At 65.4% G+C, this 20,467-nt stretch carries 21 protein-coding genes; 8 read left to right on the forward strand and 13 right to left on the reverse strand.

Features of this window, described 5'->3' with window-relative positions:
* Positions 1-10: 10 nt before the first annotated feature.
* The 10 genes from H0193_RS07965 to H0193_RS08010 all read right to left on the reverse strand — a co-directional run bounded on the left by H0193_RS07965 (position 11) and on the right by H0193_RS08010 (position 10,042).
* On the reverse strand, positions 11-2,098 hold the full coding sequence (locus H0193_RS07965) for a heavy metal translocating P-type ATPase (RefSeq protein ID WP_202032245.1): 2,088 nt from the start codon (positions 2,096-2,098) through the stop codon (positions 11-13).
* A gap of 213 nt (positions 2,099-2,311) precedes the next feature.
* The gene (locus H0193_RS07970; protein WP_070478521.1) at positions 2,312-2,920 is read right to left on the reverse strand and encodes a YdhK family protein; all 609 of its coding nucleotides are present in this window, start codon (positions 2,918-2,920) and stop codon (positions 2,312-2,314) included.
* Positions 2,921-3,017: 97 nt separating this feature from the next.
* Positions 3,018-3,347 carry a ferredoxin gene (gene fdxA, locus H0193_RS07975; RefSeq protein ID WP_070478519.1) on the reverse strand — a complete coding sequence of 110 codons (330 nt, stop codon included), beginning with the start codon at positions 3,345-3,347 and terminating at the stop codon, positions 3,018-3,020.
* Positions 3,348-3,436: 89 nt separating this feature from the next.
* Complete coding sequence (locus H0193_RS07980; protein ID WP_144690930.1) at positions 3,437-4,621, reverse strand: MFS transporter; 1,185 nt, start codon at positions 4,619-4,621, stop codon at positions 3,437-3,439.
* Between the two features lie 3 nt (positions 4,622-4,624).
* Entirely contained in the window at positions 4,625-5,770 is a 1,146-nt protein-coding gene (locus H0193_RS07985) for an FAD-dependent oxidoreductase (RefSeq protein ID WP_070478515.1), read from the reverse strand.
* 47 nt (positions 5,771-5,817) lie between these two features.
* Entirely contained in the window at positions 5,818-6,153 is a 336-nt protein-coding gene (locus H0193_RS07990; RefSeq protein ID WP_070478537.1) for a metal-sensitive transcriptional regulator, read from the reverse strand.
* Between the two features lie 85 nt (positions 6,154-6,238).
* A complete protein-coding gene (locus H0193_RS07995; protein ID WP_070478513.1) occupies positions 6,239-6,490 on the reverse strand; it encodes a YHS domain-containing protein in 252 nt (83 codons plus the stop codon).
* 83 nt (positions 6,491-6,573) lie between these two features.
* Positions 6,574-8,844 (reverse strand): heavy metal translocating P-type ATPase, encoded by a 2,271-nt coding sequence (locus tag H0193_RS08000; protein WP_070478511.1) that lies wholly within the window; start codon positions 8,842-8,844, stop codon positions 6,574-6,576.
* A gap of 47 nt (positions 8,845-8,891) precedes the next feature.
* Positions 8,892-9,833 carry a hypothetical protein gene (locus tag H0193_RS08005; protein ID WP_070478510.1) on the reverse strand — a complete coding sequence of 314 codons (942 nt, stop codon included), beginning with the start codon at positions 9,831-9,833 and terminating at the stop codon, positions 8,892-8,894.
* A complete protein-coding gene (locus H0193_RS08010; protein WP_070478508.1) occupies positions 9,833-10,042 on the reverse strand; it encodes a heavy-metal-associated domain-containing protein in 210 nt (69 codons plus the stop codon). Before H0193_RS08010 ends, H0193_RS08005 begins: the two co-directional genes overlap by 1 nt.
* Positions 10,043-10,476: 434 nt before the next feature.
* Here H0193_RS08010 and H0193_RS08015 point away from each other — a divergent pair, with 434 nt between their 5' ends.
* The 4 genes from H0193_RS08015 (at position 10,477) to H0193_RS08030 (ending at position 14,525) form a co-directional block, all read left to right on the forward strand.
* Positions 10,477-10,686 carry a hypothetical protein gene (locus H0193_RS08015; protein WP_070478506.1) on the forward strand — a complete coding sequence of 70 codons (210 nt, stop codon included), beginning with the start codon at positions 10,477-10,479 and terminating at the stop codon, positions 10,684-10,686.
* A gap of 682 nt (positions 10,687-11,368) precedes the next feature.
* On the forward strand, positions 11,369-12,181 hold the full coding sequence (locus H0193_RS08020) for a replication initiation protein (RefSeq protein ID WP_181889320.1): 813 nt from the start codon (positions 11,369-11,371) through the stop codon (positions 12,179-12,181).
* Between the two features lie 208 nt (positions 12,182-12,389).
* Entirely contained in the window at positions 12,390-13,334 is a 945-nt protein-coding gene (locus tag H0193_RS08025) for a hypothetical protein (protein WP_181889321.1), read from the forward strand.
* Between the two features lie 78 nt (positions 13,335-13,412).
* A complete protein-coding gene (locus H0193_RS08030) occupies positions 13,413-14,525 on the forward strand; it encodes an MFS transporter (protein WP_181889668.1) in 1,113 nt (370 codons plus the stop codon).
* On the opposite strand, the gene H0193_RS08035 is transcribed toward H0193_RS08030, so the two are convergent.
* From H0193_RS08035 to H0193_RS08045, 3 genes are all read right to left on the reverse strand, one after another.
* Positions 14,435-14,827, reverse strand: coding sequence for a hypothetical protein (locus H0193_RS08035; RefSeq protein ID WP_181889322.1), 393 nt, complete (start codon positions 14,825-14,827; stop codon positions 14,435-14,437). The genes H0193_RS08030 and H0193_RS08035 overlap by 91 nt on opposite strands.
* 123 nt (positions 14,828-14,950) lie before the next feature.
* Entirely contained in the window at positions 14,951-15,592 is a 642-nt protein-coding gene (locus tag H0193_RS08040) for an ABC transporter ATP-binding protein (RefSeq protein WP_181889323.1), read from the reverse strand.
* Entirely contained in the window at positions 15,592-16,569 is a 978-nt protein-coding gene (locus H0193_RS08045; RefSeq protein WP_181889324.1) for an ABC transporter permease, read from the reverse strand. The genes H0193_RS08040 and H0193_RS08045 overlap by 1 nt, the downstream gene beginning before the upstream one ends.
* A gap of 91 nt (positions 16,570-16,660) precedes the next feature.
* Here H0193_RS08045 and H0193_RS08050 point away from each other — a divergent pair, with 91 nt between their 5' ends.
* The 4 genes from H0193_RS08050 (at position 16,661) to dcuC (ending at position 20,460) form a co-directional block, all read left to right on the forward strand.
* Positions 16,661-17,797: a sensor histidine kinase gene (locus H0193_RS08050; RefSeq protein ID WP_181889325.1), complete on the forward strand. Its 1,137-nt coding sequence runs from the start codon at positions 16,661-16,663 to the stop codon at positions 17,795-17,797.
* Positions 17,794-18,396: a response regulator gene (locus H0193_RS08055; protein WP_181889326.1), complete on the forward strand. Its 603-nt coding sequence runs from the start codon at positions 17,794-17,796 to the stop codon at positions 18,394-18,396. The genes H0193_RS08050 and H0193_RS08055 overlap by 4 nt, the downstream gene beginning before the upstream one ends.
* Before the next feature lie 10 nt (positions 18,397-18,406).
* Positions 18,407-18,949, forward strand: coding sequence for a pirin-like C-terminal cupin domain-containing protein (locus tag H0193_RS08060; RefSeq protein ID WP_181889327.1), 543 nt, complete (start codon positions 18,407-18,409; stop codon positions 18,947-18,949).
* Between the two features lie 86 nt (positions 18,950-19,035).
* Positions 19,036-20,460, forward strand: a complete 1,425-nt coding sequence (dcuC, locus tag H0193_RS08065; RefSeq protein WP_181889328.1) for a C4-dicarboxylate transporter DcuC — start codon at positions 19,036-19,038, stop codon at positions 20,458-20,460.
* Positions 20,461-20,467 lie beyond the last annotated feature (7 nt).

A 20,467-nucleotide genomic window follows, 5' to 3' on the forward strand; every position in this document is an offset into this window, starting at 1 on the left:
GGGCATGTCCTTACTTCTGGCGTTCCAGGACGGAACGCGTGCTGGCTTCGGGTGTGAGGTCGATGCGCCGCAGGAGTTGGGCGTTGAGCGCGACGACCACGGTGGAGGCCGACATCAGGATCGCGCCGATCGACATTGGCAGGACGAATCCCACCGGTGCCAGGATGCCGGCCGCAAGCGGCACGGAGATGAGGTTGTATCCGGCGGCCCACCACAGGTTCTGCTTCATCTTACCGTATGCGCGTCGTGAGAGCTGGATGATGGAGAGCACCGACCGGGGGTCGGAGCTGGCCAGGATCACCCCGGCCGAGGCGATGGCGACATCGGTGCCGGCGCCGATCGCGATGCCGACGTCGGCCTGGGCCAGTGCCGGGGCGTCGTTGACGCCGTCGCCGACCATGGCGACCTTCTTGCCCTCGTGCTGCAGTTGGGCGACCTTGGCGGACTTGTCCTCGGGGCGGACGCCGGCGAAGACGCGGTCGATGCCGAGCTCCCGTCCGACCTCGTTCGCCACGGCCTCGGCGTCGCCGGTGATCATGACGACCTCGACGCTCAGGGCGTGGAGGGCGTCGACGGCGTTGCGGGATTCGGGGCGGATCTCGTCGGCGAGCTTGAGGCCGCCGACCACCTGGCCGTCGCGGAGGACGTGCAGGATGATCGCGCCCTCAGAACGCCATTCCTCGGCTGTGCCGACCTCGTGCTGGCCGGTCTCCTCAAGCAGCCGGGGGCCGCCGACGCGGACCTCCTGGCCGGCGACAGTCGCGGTGACTCCGACGGCGGGCGAGGATGAGAAGCCGCTGGCCTGCTGAAGGGCGAGGCCCTTGTCCTTGGCGGCGGCGACGATGGCCTTGGCGAGCGGGTGCTCGCTGTCGGCCTCGGCCGAGGCCGCGAGGGCGAGGACCTGGTCGGCGTCGAGGTCGCCGGTCGGTTCGACGCCGGTGACGGTGGGCTCGCCCTTGGTCAGTGTGCCGGTCTTGTCGAAGAGCACTGCGTCGACCTGCCGCATCGACTCCAGGGCGAGGCGGTCCTTGACCAGCACGCCGCCGCGGGCGGCGCGCTCGGTGGCGATGGAGACCACGAGCGGGATCGCCAGGCCGAGGGCGTGGGGGCAGGCGATGACGAGTACGGTGATGGTACGGACCACGGCCTCGTCGGGCATGCCGATGAGCGTCCAGACGACAGCGGTGACCAGCGCCGCGCCGAGAGCGAACCAGAACAGCCAGGCCGCGGCCTTGTCGGCGATCCGCTGGGCGCGGGAGGAGGAGTTCTGGGCCTCGGTGACGAGCCGGTTGATCCCGGCCAGGGCGGTGTCGTCGCCGGTGGCGGTGATTTTCACCCGCAGGCCGGAGTCGGTGGCGACGGTGCCGGCGGTAGCTGTCTCGCCCTCGCCCCGAGAGACCGGGCGGGACTCGCCGGTGATCATGGACTCGTCCATGTCGGCGCGGCCGTCGACGATGGTGCCGTCGGCCGGAACGCTGCCGCCGGGGCGCACGATCACGACGTCACCCACAACGAGGTCGGCTGGGGCCACCTTAACGACGTTCTCGCCCTCGACGCGCTCGGCCTCGTCGGGCAGCAGTGCAGCCAACGAGTCGAGCGCCGAGGTGGTCTGGGCCAGGGAGCGCATCTCGATCCAGTGGCCCAGCAGCATGATCACGATCAGCAGCGCCAGCTCCCACCAGAACTCCAGCTCGTGATGGACAAGCCCGAGGGTCGCGGCCCAGGAGGCGAAGAAGGCCACCGTGATCGCCAGAGCGATGAGCAGCATCATCCCGGGCTTGCGGGACTTCAACTCGCTGACGGCGCCGGTGAGGAAGGGCCTGCCGCCCCAGACGTACATGACGGTGCCCAGTACCGCGGCGACCCAGCCCGCCCAGCCGGGGACCTCGTAGCCCAGCAGCATGGAGAACATCGGCGAGAGGGTGACCGCGGGGATGGCGATGACGAGGTTGATCCAAAACAGCCGGCGGAACTGGCCAACGTGGTCCCCGTGGCCGCCATGGCCGCTGTGATCTCCGTGGCCGCCATGGCCGCTGTGATCTCCGTGGACACCGTTCTCATCGAGGCCCGTGTGGTCTGAGTGCTGCCCGTGGTTCATGGCGTGGCCCTGGTGTCCAGTGTGCTGGCCCTCGTGCGTGCCGTGCGCCTCCGCCGAGGCGTGTGCGGACACAGACCCGTGGTGATGCTCGCCGTGAGCGGGTGCATCGGTTCCGTGACCGTGGTGCTGGTGTGAGTTCGGGTCCGTCATCGTTCTTCTCCTTCGTCATCGAGCCATGCCGCTCACCCGGTCGCCGGGCAAGCGAACGTCGGCTCAGGGCGCTGGTTGGATCTCGCTCTCGACGACCCACTTGTGGTTCGTCATCTTCATGCCGTCCGTCTCGTAGTCGACCATGTAGACCGTCTCATCGGTGGACGAAGCGATGGTGGCCCTCGCGCCCTCCATGCCCTCCATGTGCTTGGCGAGCAGCGTCACCGCTGTGCCATCGGTCAGGCGCTCGTCGCCGGCATCCTCGATTTCTTCCTGCACGACCCACTTGTGGTCCGTGACGGGGTCGCCGCCACCTGCGTTAGTGTAGTTCACGGAGTACGTGTACGTGTCGAATGCGCCGGAGATCGTCGCTGTCGCACCGTCCATGCCTTCCATGTGGTCGGCCGTGAGCTGTACCTCTGTGCCGACCGGGTATGTGGGGTCACTGGCTTCGGCGATACCCTCGGGTGCCGGTCCGCCGTCCATCGGGTGCTCCATCGAGTGATCCATTTCCTCATCTCCGCTTTCTGCATTGTCGCCGCCGTGGCCCTGCTCCTCAGTAGCCGAAGGGTCGGTCTGCTGGTCTTCGTCTGCTCCGCTGCTGCAACCGGCGAGCACGAGTGTCACTCCGAGCACTCCTGCTGCCAGCCCTGCTCGCAGTCTCCTCTGCATGTCAGCTCCTTTCATCATGACACCTACCCTATACCCCCCAGGGGTACTAGTCAAGGATTGCGCGTTGTACCGGCGTGAATCGATCGAATTGTCCTTCTCAGAGGGACTGCTCATGTTGGATGGGCAATGCGGCGATGAGGGGATGGTCGAAGCCCGCCGGTCCGATCTTCGCGGCTCCACCGGGAGAACCAAATTCGTCGAAGAACTCGACGTTGGCCTTGTAGTAGTCAGACCATTCGTCGGGCAGGTCGTCTTCGTAGTAGATGGCCTCGACGGGACAAACCGGTTCGCAGGCTCCGCAGTCAACGCATTCGTCGGGATGGATGTAGAGCGAGCGTTCGCCCTCGTAGATGCAGTCGACAGGACATTCGTCGATGCAGGCGCGGTCCTTGACGTCCGCGCAGGGAAGCGCGATCGCATAGGTCATGGCTGCTCTTCTTGGTCGGGTGCGGTTCGGCGGCGAGAGTCGGTGGGGAGTTCGGAGAAGTCGTCAGTCTCTGCCGGATCTGCGGCCGGCTAAGGAATGCGCAGGCGTAGGACGGTGGCTGCAAGGCTGAGGGCGATGATGATCGCACCGAGGACTGTCATCGTTCCTGACAGGGTGAGTACCGGCACGAGCAACCCGGCGACGATGGTGGGCACGCCGAATGCCAGGTAGGCGACCGTGTAGATCACAGCCATCACGGCGGCGCGTTCCGACGATGCCGTGTGGGGCATGAGTGTGCGCAGCACCCCGAGGAACGCTGTGCCGAACCCGGAACCGACGATCGCGACCGACACGACGTAGGCCGGGTAGGAACCGAGTGCGAGGGCGACGATGCTCGCTGCGGTGCCGAATGCCAGGGCGCTGGTCGCATACAGGCTGATGGTGCGGGCGGAACGCCGCTGCAGGACGGACGAGGCGGTGATTCCGGAGATCGCCAGTGCGAAGATGACGATGCCCGCGTGGGTGTGCGTGGAGCCCCCGAGCTCACTGCCGACGAGGCCGGCTCCGAGCGCGAGGAAGAGTCCGTTGGTCGCCCACCCGGCGATAATCGCGGGCACACCGGCGGTGAACATGCGGCGCAGGTGCAGTGGCACCATAAACCGCGGGCGGAGGTCGCCACGTCGTATCCGGGTCTTGGGGACCAGTTCCGGTGTGCTCCACACCGTCGCTGCCACGGTGAGGAAGGCGAGCACGAGCGGGCCGAAGACCGCAGCTGTCGGTTCGGGGGTGAGATCGAGGAGCAGCGCAGCACCGAGTGCCCCGGTCCCGAGACCGATCATCGGCCCGATCGTGTTCCACAGGGCTGCGATGTTCGGATGCGACGGCGGCTCGAAGTCGATCATCATCGCCGACAGGGCCGGGATGAGCAGACCCGCTGCGAGTCCTTGCAGAGCGCGGGCGACCAGGAGTGTCGCGAGGCTGTCGGCGAACCAGAACATGGCCAGGCTGAGTGCCAGCGCCAGGGAACCGGCGGTTACGACCGGACGTCGGCCGATGTGATCGGAGAGCGGTCCGAGGTAGAGCAGCGCGGCCAGGAGGGTGAAGGTGTAGACCGCGAATACGAGTGTGGTGGCGACGGGGACGAGTCCGAGCTGTTCTGCGATCTGGGGGTAGAACAACGACGGCGCGCTGGCAGCCGCCATCATGAGAATGGTCGCTGCCATCGCGAGCGCGAAACCCCGCCGCGGGATCTGCCTCGTATAGTCGCCCGCCATCGTCTATGCCTGCAGGCCGTGGAGCTGCTGACCCCACTGGTAGACGGTGCCGACCGCGTCGATGCCGGTGACGCCGACGACGGTGCCGTCGGTCTCGTGGCGCACGATGAACTCCTCGCCGGCTTCCACCTGGGCGTCTGCACCAGCGGTGTACCCGACTCCGGAGATCATCTGACCGTAGACCAGCGCCATGTAGGGGCTGCGCGGCAGGTAGGTGCCCGGATCGTCGCTGATGTCGAGGTCGTGCAGTGCGGCCTGTGCGGCGTGCGTGCCCTGCGCGGCGGCGTCTTCCCAATGGTCGATGCGCCAGACGCCCAGTGCTTCGTCGTGATGCGTAGCTACACCTCCGGCGGCGTAGACGTGGTCTGCTGCGGCACGGAGGCGATCATCGACGTCGATGCCGTTCGTCCACGGCGACGGGGCTGCGGGCGTCGTGCCGAGCGCAACGAGGAGTAAGTCGGCCACGATGCGTTGATCGTCGTCGAGGGTGATGGCAACACCGGATTCTGTTTCGTCGACATGCTGGAGAGTGCGACCGAATCGAGTCTGCACCTTGGCGGCATGGTCAGCGGCGAGGCGCTCAGCCACCGGCGCCCCAAACGCTCCGATGCCGGGAACAGAACTGCGAGAGACCAGCATGACCATGTGTCCGTCGGCTTGCAGCGACGAAGCGGTCTCGGCTGCGATGATTCCGCCGCCATAGATCGTCACTCGCGCCGGCCGTGCCAGGCTGGTCAGCAGATCGCGGATACCCATGGCATCTTCCAAGGAGTGCAGAGCAGTGACCCGGCCTTGTCCGACGTCGTCGCCTTCGAGTACACCCGCGGGCAGAGAGCGGGGCACGCTCCCTGTCGCGACAATGAGCGCGTCGTAGGAGACCTGCGCGCCGGAGGTCAGTTGGACCCGCTTCGCCGTAGTATCGACATCGAGCACGGTGTCGGCGATGACCTCAATCTGAGGTAGCGGGAGCTTGATCATCTCCGGCGGGGTCGGGCCGAACGCGATTCCTTTGATGAGCATTCGCGTGTAAGGCGTCTCCCCGGTGCGGGTCACCATCGTCACCCGGACGTCGTCACGTGTGGCGAGAGTGCGGGCGGCTGCGGCTCCGGCTGCTCCTGAACCGAGGATGAGGACGTGTTGTGTGGTCATAGGGAAACTCCTGGGCTGCAGGTCGTGATCGATTTGGTGTGCGGGCGTCAGGAGCGAACGAGACGGGCGATGGCCTCGGATGCCTCGCCGAGCCTCTGCTCGCTGACTGGTCCACCGGCGAGGGCGGCGTCGAGGACGCAATGCTTGAGGTGATCGTCGAGCAGTCCGAGGGCGACGTTTTCGAGTGCCCTGGTGGCTGCGGAGATCTGGGTGAAGATGTCGATGCAGTAGCGGTCCTCATCGATCATCCGATCGATGCCGCGGATTTGGCCTTCGAGGCGCCGCAGGCGATTGCGGTACGTCGCCTTGTCGCTGATGTATCCGTGGACGGACGGATCGCCGTCGCCTCCCGCCGGGCAGGTGTCGATGTGAGGTTCGGTCATTGAGGTCGGGGTGGTCATGTCGGTTCGCTCCGATCAGGTGCCGGGGTGCCGCAGCGGTGCCGCGGCACCCCGGCACGCTGGTGGATTACGCCATGTTGGCGGCGTATTTGGCGGGGTCCGAATCAAATGCGGGGCCGCAGCCGGCGCAGCAGAAGTAGTAGCGCTCGCCCTTGAAGTCGCGGTAGAGGCCGGCGGCCTCGGCGGTCTTCTTGCTGACCGGGGTGCCGACCATGACCGGGCAGGTGGTCATGTCATCGGCGCCCCCGCCGAGCAGGTTCTCGCGTCCACCGTTCTCGGCGGCGGGGTTAGTCTCGTTCGTGCTACAGCAGTTGCTCATTTTCTGGTGTTCCTTCTGTATCGGATTCGTATGGATGGGTGGGTTCTGTATCGGATTGGTATGGATGGGTGGGTTCTCGTTCGTCACTTCGTGGCGACGCTCTTGAACCCGCGCAGGCGGAGGCTGTTGCCGACGACGAAGACGCTGGAGAACGCCATCGCCGCGCCTGCGAGCATGGGGTTGAGCATGCCCAGCGCTGCGACTGGGATCGCGGCGGTGTTATAGGCGAATGCCCAGAACAGGTTGGTCTTGATCGTCGAAAGTGTCTTCCGAGACAGACGGATCGCGTCGACCGCGGCCCGCAGGTCGCCGCGGACCAGGGTGATGTCGGAGGCCTCGATCGCGACGTCCGTGCCGGTGCCCATCGCCAGGCCCAGATCGGCCTGCGCGAGCGCGGGGGCGTCGTTGACGCCGTCGCCGACCATCGCGACGATCTTGCCCTCGCCCTGGAGACGGGTGACGACGTCGACCTTGTCCTTGGGCAGCACCTCGGCGATGACCTCCTCGATGCCGACCTCGGCGGCGATCTGGCGGGCCACGGCCTCATTGTCACCGGTGAGCAGCACCGGGGTCAGGCCGATCTCCTTGAGCCCGCGGATCGCCTCCGCGCTCGTGGGCTTGACGGTGTCGGCGACGACGAGGATGCCGCGCGCAGCACCGTCCCAGCCGATCGCGACGACCGTCTTGCCTTCACCCTCAGCTTGAGCCTTCGCCCGTGCGACCTCCGGAGAGAGCTTCTGTGACCAGTCGGCCAGCAGCGACTCGCGTCCGACGACGACCGGGGTGCCCTCGACGATGCCCTGCACGCCCTTGCCTTCAACATTGGCGAAGTCCTCGGGCGTGGGCAACTGGCCGACTTCCTGGGTGGCGCCCTTGGCGATCGCCTGCGCGATCGGGTGCTCCGAGGAGTCCTCCAACGCACCCGCGAAGCGCAGCAGCTCGGCACGGTCCACACCGGATTCGGTGATCACATCTGTCAGGGTCATCTTGCCGCTGGTGACGGTACCGGTCTTGTCGAGCACGACGGTATCGACCTTGCGGGTGGACTCCAGCACCTCTGGGCCCTTGATGAGGATGCCCATCTGCGCCCCGCGGCCGGTGCCGACCAGCAGCGCGGTCGGAGTCGCGAGTCCCAGCGCGCAGGGGCAGGCGATAACGAGCACGGCGACCGCTGCGGTGAACGCGGCGGCGACGGGGAATCCGGCTCCCAGCCAGGCGCCGAGGGTGATGAACGCGACGACGATGACGATCGGCACGAACACGCCGGAGATCGTGTCAGCCAGACGCTGCACCTCGGCCTTGCCAGTCTGCGCATCCTCGACGAGCTTCGCCATCTGCGCAAGCTGCGTGTCCGAACCGACACGGGTCGCCCGCACGACAAGGCGGCCGCCCGCGTTGACGGTGGCACCGGTGACCGAGTCGCCCTCGCGGACCTCGACCGGTACGGACTCGCCGGTGAGCATGGAGGCGTCCACCGCGGAGGAGCCGGAGACCACGATGCCGTCGGTGGCGATCTTCTCACCCGGACGAACGATGAACTCGTCGCCGACCTGGAGGTCAGAGGTGGGGATCTTCACCTCAACGCCGTCGCGGAGCACGGCGACTTCCTTCGCGCCGAGCTCCAGGAGGGCGCGCAGCGCGGCCCCGGCCTGGCGTTTGGAGCGCTTCTCGAAGTAGCGGCCGGCGAGGATGAACATCGTCACGCCCGCGCCAACTTCGAGATAGATGTTCGCCGCGCCATCCGAGGGAGCGATCGTGAACTCGAACGGGTGCGTCATCCCGGGTGTGCCAGCGGTTCCGAAGAATAGTGCGTAGACGGACCACAGCAGTGCGACCGAGGTGCCCATCGAGATGAGTGTGTCCATCGTCGCGGTACCGTGCTTGAGGTTCGTCCATGCGGCCTTATGGAACGGCCAGGCTGCCCAGATGATCACCGGGGCGGCAAGCGCGAGTGAGGCCCACTGCCAATATACGAACTGCAGTGCGGGGATCATGGCCATGGCGATCACGGGAACCGTGAGCACAATGGCGCCGACTAGCCGATGGCGCAGCGAGGTGAGCTCAGTGTCTTCCTCCTCCCCGGCCTCGGTCTCCGACGTGTTCGCCGTGGTGCCCTTGGGCTTGGGCAGCGCAGCCGTGTAGCCGGTCTTCTCGACCTCGGCGACCAGCAGGCCCGGATCGTAGCCGGCAGGCACGGTGACCTTGGCCTTCTCGGTGGCGTAGTTGACCGTGGCCGCGACGCCCTCGAGCTTGTTCAGCTTCTTCTCGATCCGGTTCGCACAGGAGGCGCAGGTCATCCCGCCGATCTCCAGCTCGATGTCCGGCCCACCGATGGGGGGCGCTAATGTACTCATCCTCTTCCTTCTCTCTTCATCTCTCGTGCGACGCCAGGCCCTGCGGGTCAGTGGCCGCCGGTATGCGAATCGTCTGTCTGCGAGCCGTCACCATGCTCGGCGTCGATCACGAACTCGGCGGTGTGCACCTGCCCATCGACCTGGAAGTCCAGGTAGAGCAGGTAACGGTCGGCGGTCGGGGCCTCCGCTGCGAATCCGATCTCGGGTCCGGCCGTGTCCCTGGCCTGGGGCTCGTCGCCCTCGGCGTGGACGTGCAAGTAGGCGAGGTCGCCTTCGCGCAGCGCCACCAGGTGGCCAAACGCGCCCAGGTAGGGCTCCAGCGTGGTCACCGGCTGACCGTCGCGCTCGACCGAGATGGTGAGCTCGCTTGAGGTGCCGGCGGTAAGGTCGCCATTCAGGGAGACGGTGTATCCGTCGACCTCGTCGGTGGTCTGTGACTCGGTCTCAACAGGGGCGAAGTCGCCCGCCACCTCGACGGCGCGAGTCAGGGTGATCCCTTCGGCTCCCTCGCCCTCGGGTGTGAAGTCGGCGTACACGCGGTAGGTGCCCGCCTCGTCCCAGGTCCACGGCACCGACCAAGTGCCTGTGCTCGTGTCAAGCTCGGGGTGCACGTGCTGGAAACCAGTACCATCGGTGCGAACGGCGATCAGATGCAGGTCCTTCTCGTGCGCGGTAGTGTACTCGGTCACCGCTTCGCCGGACTCGTCGAGGATCTGGAAACTCAGGTCTCCATCCTCGCCTGCAGCCGTGGGAGCCTGGACTGGGGAAAGTACGAAGCCGTCCGCGCTTGCGGAGACCCCGTTCAGAGTGGGCTCCGCAGTTTCTTGCGCAGCGCCGCCGTGTCCTTCACCGTGTGTGTTCACGTCACTTCCTTCTGCCCATGCTGCTACGAAGCTGTCAGGAATGACGGCGCCGGCAAGGCCGAAGGCCCCGCCGAACGCCACCACCAGCCCGGCCCCGTAGAGCGCAAGCCGTCCTCCGGCCTTCATCAGACACGCACCGCCGAGTAGCCGGCCTCCTCGACCGCCGCGAGGACCTTGGCATCGTCAATCTCGCCCTCGGCGGTGACGTTAAGCTTGCCGGTCTGCGCGCTGACCTGGATGTCCTGGACGCCGGGGATCTCACCGACTTCCTCGCGGACCGACATCTCGCAGTGCCCGCAGGTCATGCCCGTCACCTGGTAATTGTTCGAAGCCATTATGTATCCTCCTTGTGTCTCTGTAGTACCCCTACCGGGTACCTGTACAAGTCAACAGTATACCCCTGGCAGGTATTCCGCAAGAAGGGGGTGGTCGTATGAGCCACATCGCACGCGTGCTGCAGACGATGGCTGGAGCGTCCGACATGCGCCTCGTGGCGAAACGATGCTGCGGGGCGACCCGCTGGACGGTGTCGCTGCGCGTCGGAGAGTAGTGGTCCCGGTCTAATGAGAACCGTGGACTTCCTTGCCACGTCGGCGAAGGCAGTGACGACCGGTACGGGCCGGACACCACCAAACACCGATCAGTCGCTGGTGCTCATGGTACGAAGCCGGCCATGTCAACTGGATTCGCAGGCGTTCGAGATTGGTGAGTGGAACAGACGAATCCCAGCTGGAGTGCTCAGTTACGCCGGAGACAGTTAGCAGCCCCTGTGCAGGCATTAGTCAGGAAAAATAACCCCTCACAGGTTGCTGGCACTGACGCTTTTAAAAACAAAGGGTTCGGCGCACTCGTGCAGGCGGCCCGGGAGTCTCAGGAAGTCTTCGAAACCATCACGGCAGATCCAGGCAACCTCAATAAGTTCCTGGAGGTGCTAGCGCACATGATTGTCGCCGCCAAGGACGAGCAGCAGTCAAAGTAATCATCACGATAGGCACCCTGTATTAGTGATTACCGGTAGGGGTGCCCTCATCTAGTAGTTACGTGGCGAGAACGGATGATTACCGTAGGAGTTGCACTCTTAGTACTCTGAAGTGTTCGTATTCGATTGACTCAGAAATCATTAACGAGTTCTAGCCCTGCCTGAGGGGCGAGAGGCAGGGCTAGAACTTATACATAGTGGCCGTTCGGGGGGAAGCAGCCTATAACCATTGTGCGGAGCTTCGACAAAAGTCACAAGGGATTGTTCACTCCAGTGAGCATTGGCAGTGAGGAAGAAAGTACTGGGGTTTATCTATGTGGTTTCTCTTTAAAGGCTCTTTGGTTATCTGTAGTCCTGGAGGCTGTGGTGCTTGGAGTAGTCCTGGTTGCCTCGGTGACAACCAAGCCTTTGATTTGGACGGCAGTACACATGAGTACCGCTAACCCCTATGATCCATAGTCGATGTCTTGTATCTATGCAGGATACTCTGCGGTTTTAGCATTTGTTGCAATATATTTCAAACACTGTTACTGCAGGTAAAACATATCTTTATGTGTGTCTCGCACAAAATGACAGTCATGTGTTTTACAGTTGAGAGATACTAAAGACGAAAGAAGGCCACTCGGCGGCAACCAAGTGACCTTCGCTTATCACCCAGTAGTAGCTGGGGGAAAGCATGTGCATGATTCTATCTAATGATTCCTCTCCGGGCACTTTGACCGGTGCGCGTGTTGGTACGCCATCTAGAGTGCGCCAGGATTGCGCAGGTCTAGATGATACTCCGGCAAGTCAGCTTGACCGGGAAAAACTTCTCCAGCATCTTGGGCGTGATGCGCTACACGGTTCTATCAGCCGTGACTTTCAAAGTGCTTACCGTGTCGTGGTAGATGAAGAAACCGGTAAGAAGCGCAGCGTTCCGAGACTTTATCGCACTGATTCGGAGAAACTCGGTCGATGTGAATACGTCATGCTGACGAATAAGCAATATTCTGCGGTTATGGTTATTGATGTTGACCAGCCCGGAGAATCTGGAGGCCATCCAGTTCATCTCAATGCTTATGTTAAAAGCGTTATCTTCGCCCTTGTCCAGCGAGGCATTGGGCCAGCATGGGCCGGGATTAATCCGCTAAGTGGTAAAGCTCAGTTTATTTGGCTGATTGACCCGGTGTATACCGGCAAAAATAAGCATTCCAGCAATATGGAGCTGCTAAAAGCTACGAGCCAGGAGTTAGGCGCTCTTCTCGCACATGACCCGCACTTTGCGCACCGTTTTAGTCGTAGTCCTTTTTATACTGGTAAGTCAGTAGAGACCAGCTACCGCAAACAGCAGAAACCGCAAAAGAGAACGCCCCCCCCCGACAGCCACCCCAGACGCATAAAAAACGTCGATACCTTTGAATTACAAGCGTGTAACTTACCCACTGACAAGCGCAAATGCCCCTTAAAGGGCGTATCAAACCCCAAAACTTACCTTTTATTTTGCTTAGAAAGTTGAGTTAACGTTCCGGTAACCTGCACTTTCCCCGAATTTAAACGGGTCGAGCCGTTTAAGAGAGCCACGTCACCCCTCTCTCGGATACTGAAATGTTGTTCCTCTGCGCTACGCTATCGGTATGTTAAAAAATCGGAGGATAGCAGCGCTCACATGCGCAGTCGCAACTGCAGCGGCCGCGTTTGTCGTGCCTTCCGCCGGTGCAGCTACCGTGGGCGAACCCAGCGATGGCGTGTGCTCGCTGAAGGTGAATGACGCTGAACGTAAGTACATTGATTCGCTCGACCGCAGTGTCGGCGTCGGCGCATCTGATGAGCGGGCCCGCTGGGCGTCCGCGTTTGAGCAGTTGTACCCGGCTGCTCCGGACACCGTCGCACCGTTTTTGGAGTTGTTCACCGGCTCGTACGTGACCTACTTCAACAGCAACCTTGAGGCCAACATCGAGAACTGGGCTCAGCGAGTCGCTGAGGACACTGGGGCGGACATCGATTCTTCCCGCGCGTACTTCACGCAGGTGTGGAATTCGGCGGCGGTCAGCGACCACCAGGCGTTCGACATGACCAAGTACTGGAACATCATTGATACCGCTGTGAGCAACGGCGAGATCACTGTGCCGGCTCGCGACGGCTTCGCGGAGTTCGCGTTGATCCCGGACCGCGAGGGGCTGGTTGAGCAGCAGTCTCGCGATTACCCGGCCATGCCGAAGGACCAGGTCGAGGCGTGGGTTGATGCGTATGAGCAGCTGCCGGACGTGAAGCAGGCTCGTCGTGTGGCAAGGTTGATGGTGGCGTTCGAGGAGGCTCGTCAGACTTGTGCCAAAGGTGGCGGCAACGCACTGCTGCCTACCGACGGCCCGAACCCGGACGCCCCGACCACCACGCCGACGACAAGCACCAACGCGGTTCCGAGTGGGCAGGAAGGCAAGAGCAGGGACACAGTGACTCACACGGTCACCAACGGCAACGTCACCACTTCGGTGACCACCGACACTTTGACCAGCCTGACCGTATCCCAGACCACCCACAGGACTGAGCAGACCATGGAAGCCGCGTCCGGCGGCTCTTCCGCGAGCACGGGTACGATCATCGGTGTGATCGTGGCGATCCTGGTGGCCCTTGGCGCCGCAGGCGCAGCGTTTGCGCTGTCTGACCAGTAGCCGTATCTTGGCTCGGTGCGAAACACGCAGCAATCTCCGCAGCAAGCAGCGAAGTTCCCCGTCGTCCCGCTGACGGCGATGAGCTTCGCTGCTTTCGTGTACGTCACGTTCGAGATGTTCGCCATCGGCCTGATTTCTCCGATGGCGCGGGACCTGAACGTCTCTGAGGGCCAGATTGGCCTGCTCATGAGCGTCTACGCCGGTCTGGTCGCGGTAGTGACCATTCCGCTGATGCACGTCACGCGGAAGGTGAACAGGCGCTACCTGCTCATCGCCACCCTGGTTTTCCTGCTGGGCGGCATTGTCCTGCAGGCCACGGCCACGAGCTACGCCACGCTGGTGGCGGGGCGTGTGACGGCGGCGTTTACCCACGGGTTGTTCTGGTCGCTGGTCAACCCGGTCGCCGCGCGTATTGCGCCGCCGGGGCAGATGGGCAAGGCGGTGGCTGCGGTGTCGTTCGGGTCCACCCTGTCGATGGTGGTCGGCTCGCCGCTGACCACGGCGATGGGCTCGGCGATCGGCTGGCGCGCTTCCACCTGGGTGCTCGGCGCCGCGGTGGTAGGCGCACTGGTCATGATGGTGATTTCCCTGCCCAGCCTGCCCGCGAAGCCGCCGGCCCAGCAGGCTGACGCGCAGGCGACGAAGTCGGCCATTCCGTCTCTGGTCATCTACCTAGTGCTGGCCGTGATGGCGATCTTTGTCACCTTTACGTACCTGGCCCTGCTCATTGAGGCCACGGCCGGCCACCAGTTCGTGCCCTACGGTGTGGCCATCTACGGCATCGCGGGCCTGGTCGGCGTGACCCTGTCCGGCCGCCTGGTGGATGCGCGCATGATCCGCCTCAACGGCATCGCCACTGCCACGCTGGTGGCCTCCGGCATCGCGGGCCTGCTCGCGCTGCACTACAACACGGGGATCGGCATGTTCGCGGTGATCGTAGTCTTCGGCATCGCCGCGGGCGCGCTGCCCACGGTGGCCACAACGATCTTCCTGTTCGCCGGCCAGCGCAACCAGGATCTGGCCAGCTCGGTTTACGTGGTCACGTTCCAGGTGGGCATCGCCTCCGGCTCGGCGCTGGGCGCCGCCACCGTGGACCTGGGCTACTTGGGCGGCACGCTGCTGTCGACGGCGGTGCTCGGCGCGTTGGCGTTTACCGTCATGGCCACGCGTTCCCGGTCCCTCCTGCGGTAGCGCGCGGGTTCCACGAACCGCCCGGCTGCCTCCAACTCCAGGTAGTCGCGGAAAAACGTCGCGGTCTCGCCGGCGACATACGTGCGTTGGCCCCACTCGGGGACGCGGAAAATGCCGTGTGGCACGCGCACGAGGTCGCGGCCGCGCAGCATGGTCGCGCCGATTTCCTGCAGCGAGGTCACAATGAACGCCTCGCCCACCGCGTACGCGACCATGTTGCGGTCCAAAGCGCGAAGCTTATCGACGGCGCTCCGCCCCGCCAGCCAGTAGCCATCGCCGGCCACGAGGGCGTCGTCACGCAATTGCGGAAGAGTGCGCACCTGGGGCCCGCACGACGAAAGCCCCGCCCTGCGCTCGATCTCCCTGGCCAGCAGTGCGGGGTCGAGCGGGCGGGGCCGGGGGCGCAGTAGAACACCCGCGCCAGTTTAGACGTAGGCGGGGGCGTTGACGCCGAGTTCGAAGACTTCGTCGCTGCTCTCGATCAGCGACCGGTCGTGGGTGACAAAGCCGCAGGCGATGCCACGTTCCGTGGTGAGCTGGCGCAACAGTGCCACGATCTCCTGGGAGCGGTCGGCGTCGAGGGCGGCGGTGGGCTCGTCCGCAAGCAGAAGCGACGGCTCGCCCATGAGCGCACGCGCGATGCCGACGCGCTGGCGCTGGCCGCCGGACATCTCGCCGATGCGGCGGTCGCCCAGACCCTCCAGGCCGACGGTGGCCAGCAGCTCCTCGGCCCGGCCGCGGCGGGGTTTGATGCCCCGGATGTGGTCGGTGACCAGCAGCTGGTCGCGCACGTTCAGCGCGGCGATGAGGTTTGCCTGCTGGAAGATCATGCCGATCTTGTCGCGGCGCACGTCGTTGTCCACGATCTGGCCGTTGAGCTTCGCGGTGCCGGAGTCCGGCTGAATCAGGCCGGCCGCCACGGAGAGCAGGGTGGACTTGCCGGAGCCGGACTCGCCCACGATGAAGGTCATCTCGCCGGGCTTGGCGGTGAACTCCAGGTGGTCCAGCACGGTGCGCATTTCCTGGCCGTCCTTGAATGCGACGGTGACATCGTTGAGTTCGAGCATTATGCGACACCTCCAAGAGCCGCCTGAGGGTTAACTTTCGTGATGGAACGGGTGGCGATCAGGGCGCCGACCATGCCCAGGGCCCAGATGGCCACCGGGGGAGCGACCGCCGTGAGCGCGGTCAGCGAGAACGGCGCGCCGCCCTGCATGAGCAGGCCCAGGCCGAAGGCGGCGACGCCGCCGATGAGCGCGCCGAGCCCCAAAATCACCGCGGCCTGGCCGAGGGCGTCCTTGAGCAGGTACGTGTTGGACGCGCCGATGGCCTTCAGGATGGCCAGGTCGCGGGTGCGCTGCATCGTCCACACGGTGAGGAAGGCGATGATCACCAGCGCGGCGATGGCATAGAGGAAGCCCTGGATGAGCTTCAGCGAGCCCTGCTCCGAGGAGTAGGCCGGCAGGCCGTCGAAGGCCTCCTTCAGGCCCACCCCGCCGTCGACCTCGTGGTCTGCCAGCAGAACTGAGCCGTCGGCGTCGGTGTGCATGGCCGCCTGCCAGAAGCCGGTGGGCACCCACAGGACGGGGGAGTGGGAGAACGCGAGGTCCTCGCCGATCGCGCCGACGGTGATCTCGTTGCCGGCGACGGTCACGGTCTCGCCCTCGCCGACGTCGAGGGAGGGTGCGGCCACGGCTTCGTCGGAAAGCGTCTGGCCCCCTGGAAGTTCGGTGCCCTTAGGCAGCGACAGGATGGCCACGGCCGCGTCCTCGCCGTTGCCCTTGGTCATGAGCATCTGGCTGGCGCCGAGCGGGGTGAGCCCGTCGCGCGCCTCGACGCGGGAGGTGGTGAACGAGATGTCCTCCGGGTCCTGGAAGACCACAGACTTCGGGTCCAGCGCCTCCAGCGCGGACGTGTTCTGCTTGCCCAAGCCGGCGGTCAGGCCAGTGAGCACGACCACCAGCAGCGTAATCAGCGCCACGGTGCCTGCGATCAGCCCGAAGCGCCCCTTGGCTGACGTGATTTCTCTGATTCCTACGAACATGGTGTAAATCCTGCCGTTGACCTGCACCTTGATACATCGCGCTGGCGGTTGAAATCCCGCTCAACCGATCGGTTGATCTACGCTCAGACGCATGTTGTCCACCACCCGCCTGCTCGATTTTCTGCGCGTGAGCCTGCACGTGCTCGTCGCCGTGCTGCTCGCGGTGGGGCTCGTGGGGCAATTGCGTAGCGACGCCCCCGTGACCGCCCTCGCCCTGCCCCTGGCGTTCGCCTGCGTGTACATGGCGGGCACCGTCTGGCACTTCCACGGCAAGGACTACCCGGCGTGGGCGCCCTACGCGTGGCTCGCGGTCGTGGCGGCGCTGTGGGTGGGGCTGGTGCAGATGTCCGAAGAGTTCGTCTGGCTGGAGTTCCCGCTGGTCATGCTGGCCTGCGTGCTGCTGCCCGCGTGGTGGGAGCTCGCGGCCGCGGCGGCGTTTCTGGCCGTGGCGCTTTCCGCCACCGCCCCCGGCGGCGGGCCCGGCGCGGTCATCGGCCCCACCATCGGCACCGTGCTGGCGGTGATCATCGTGCACGCCTACCAGGCGCTGCGCGCGGAGGCGGACCACTACCGGCAGATGGCCGAGGACCTCAAGGCCGCCCAGCGCGAGGCCGCGAAGGCCGAGCACGCGGCGGGCGTGGCGGAGGAGCGGGCGCGTCTGGCGCGCGAGGTGCACGACACCATGGCGCAGGGCTTGAGCTCCATCGTGCTGCTGGGCCGGGCGATGGACAAGCAGCTCGGCGAGGGCGACCCGGCGCGCGAGACGCTGGGCGTGATCCGCTCCACCGCCTCCGACAACCTGGCGGAGGCGCGTCGTTTCGTCGCGGAGAACTCCGCGCAGCCGCAGGCCCCGAAGCGCGAGACGCTGCCGGTGCGCCTTGAGCGCCTGGCGCGTCACGCCCAGGACCGCCAGCGCGCGCTCGGCGAGCAGCTCGGGGTCCGCGTCCAGGCCGTTGACCTGCCGGAACCGTGCGCGTCGGTGGCGGAGCGCGTTGTGCGGGAGGGCCTGAGCAACATCGTGCGCCACGCGGGTGCCTCGTCGGCGGTGGTGACCGTCGATAGGCTTGGTGCGACCGCAACCATCGACGTCTTCGACAACGGCCGCGGCATCACCGGGCCCGAGGGCTACGGCCTGAAAGGCCTGCGCGCCCGCGTCGAGGAGGTCGGCGGCGAGCTTACGGTGGAGGGCAACGTCCTCGCCGCAACCCTGCCTGTGGAGGAGAAATGACGCTGAACGTCATGCTTATCGACGACCATCCGGTCGTCCGCGCCGGCCTGCGCGCCGTCCTCAATTCCTTCGACGGCGTGGAAGTCGTCGCCGAGGCCGCCGACGGCAACGCCGAGGTGCCCGAGGGGGTGGACGTGGTGGTCTCCGACATCCAGATGCCCGGCGCGGACGGCATCACGCTGACGCGCCGCCTGGTCGCCGCCGGCGGGCCGCCGGTGCTGATCCTGACCACCTACGACACCCAGGCCGACGTGGTCGCCGCGGTGGAGGCCGGCGCCATGGGCTACCTGCTCAAGGACGCGCCGGAAGATGAGCTGTACGAGGCGGTGCGGAGCGCGTCGCAAGGCAAAAGGGTGCTCTCCCCGCAGGTGGCGAACGTGCTGGCGGACCGCCTGGTCAACCCGGCCGAGGCGCTGTCCGCGCGCGAGATTGAGCTACTGCGCGCGCTGCAGACCGGCGCCTCCAACAAGGAAATCGCCCAGCAGCTGTTCATCTCGCAGGCGACCGTGAAGACGCACCTGATCCACATCTACGCCAAACTCGGGGTAGACAACCGTACCGCGGCCGTGGAGGAAGCCCGGCAGCGCCGGATCATATAAGCTTGCCGCCATGTCATTCATAGAGCTGAACGCGGGCCCCTGGCGCGGGGTCGCATTCCTCAGGGGCCTCGGCGGCCCCGACGACACCCCCGCAGGCTGCAAATCCTTCGCGTGGCGGCACGACGGCACCGCGCGCCTCGGCGGCGTGCTCGAACGCGCGCAGGTGCAGGTGCTAATCGACGCTGAAGCGGTCCCCGACAAGATCCAGCGCGCCCAGCCGGACGCGTTCGGCCTGCGCAGCGTGACCACCGAGTCCGCTGGCGAGGCCTTCGTCTTCGCCGGGCGCATGTTCGGCCGCACCGGTGCCGTGGAAACCGACGAGCCCTGCGTGGCGGCGCAGCTGACCATCGCGCCGGAGACCGAACTGGCGGTCACGGTCTACGAGGAGTTCGAGTACGCCGTGGTCGCCCCCGACGGGGACATCACCGTGAACAACACCCCGGTGCCGCCGCACTCCGCCGGCATGCTGGACGCCGGCCACCGCACCCTGGGGCTGAAGAACCGCTCCGAGAACATCGCTCACGTGCTCATCCTGGGCGGGCAGCCGGCTTAGCGTTTGCGGCGGGTTTTCGCCGAGAGATTTGCCACACCTTACGCATTCGCCCAGCGGGGTGTGGTTTCGCACTGCATAATCGCAGCGTGCTTTATATTTTCTTTGCCATTCTCGCCGTCATTGCCGTCGGCTACTTCATTGCCAAGAAGGTCCACGCGGCCTCCTCCATTTTCGCTGTCGGCGTGCTGCTGCTGATGATCGCCGCAGCCACCGGGCGCATTGACCACTCCACCGCGGACATCGAGTCCTCCGGCAACGCGTTCTACGACGAGCTGCTGATCATCGAGTCCCTGTTCAAGTCCCGCTTCGCCGGCACCGGCATGGCGATCATGGTGCTGTTCGGCTTCGTCGGCTACATGCGCCACATCGGCGCCGACGCCAAGACGGTGGTGGCGCTGTCCAGCCCGCTGCGCCGCTTCCACGGCTCCTACTGGCTCGTGCCCATCGGGTTTGCCGTCGCTACGCTGTTGTCCTTCGTCGTGCCTTCTGCCAGTGCGTTGTCGCTGCTGCTCGTGGCCACGCTGATGCCGGCGCTGATCGCCGCGGGGCTGACGCCGCTGACCGTCGGCGCGATCGTGGCCACCGCCTCCACCATCGCGCCGTCGCCGCTGGAGGCCGGCCTGATCCAGGGCGCGGAGCTGACCGGCATGACCGTCACCGAGTTCACCTTCGGCAACGTGGCCAAAGCCACCATCCCCGCGCTGGTGGTCATCGCGTTTGTGCACATGTGGTGGCAGCGCCACTGCGACAAGAAAGACCTGGTCAAGTCCGGTGCCGGCGCGTCGGACGCCGAGCTTGAGGCGGCCAAGGACAGCGAGTCCGAGCGCCGCATCCGCGAAGCCGTCGAGCGCGCCGAGGGCCTGCCCGGCTTCTACGCCATCCTGCCGCTTCTGCCGCTGCTGTTGATCATCGTCTCCGCCGCCCTGAACCGCCTGGGCGTGGTTTCCTTCGAGGCCGGCATCCTGCCGGTGACCGTGGTCTCGCTGATGGTGACCATGATCATCGAGGCCATCCGCCTGCGCGACGTCAACTACGCCACCGACTCCCTGCAGGAGTTCTTCAAGGGCCTGGGCGAGGGTGCCGCCGGCGTGGTCTCCCTGATCGTCGCCGCCGCCATCCTGGTGGAGGGCATCACGCAGATGGGCGTGATCGAGGCCCTGACCAACCTGGCCCAGGCCTCCTCCGGCGCCGCCGTGCTGATGGTGCTGGTGTTCGTGCTCGCCACCGCCGCGATGGCGCTGCTCACCGGCTCCGGCGTGGCGCCCTACTTCGCGTTCTCCGAGATGGTGCCGGGCATCGCGGCGGATTCCGCCGTGTCCGCCCCGCAGATGCTCACCTCCATCTGGGCCGCCTCCAACACCATGCGCCAGGCCTCCCCGGTCAACGCCGCGGTGCTCATCGTCGCGGGTGCGCTTCAGGTCAACCCGATTGACGTGGTCCGCCGCACCGCCGTGCCGCTGACCGCGGGCGCGGTGACCGCCGTCGTGTGCGCCTTCCTGTTCGTGGTTTAGGCCGTAA

It is taken from the genome of Corynebacterium haematomassiliense (assembly GCF_013978595.1).
GTDB classification, from domain to species: domain Bacteria; phylum Actinomycetota; class Actinomycetes; order Mycobacteriales; family Mycobacteriaceae; genus Corynebacterium; species Corynebacterium lehmanniae.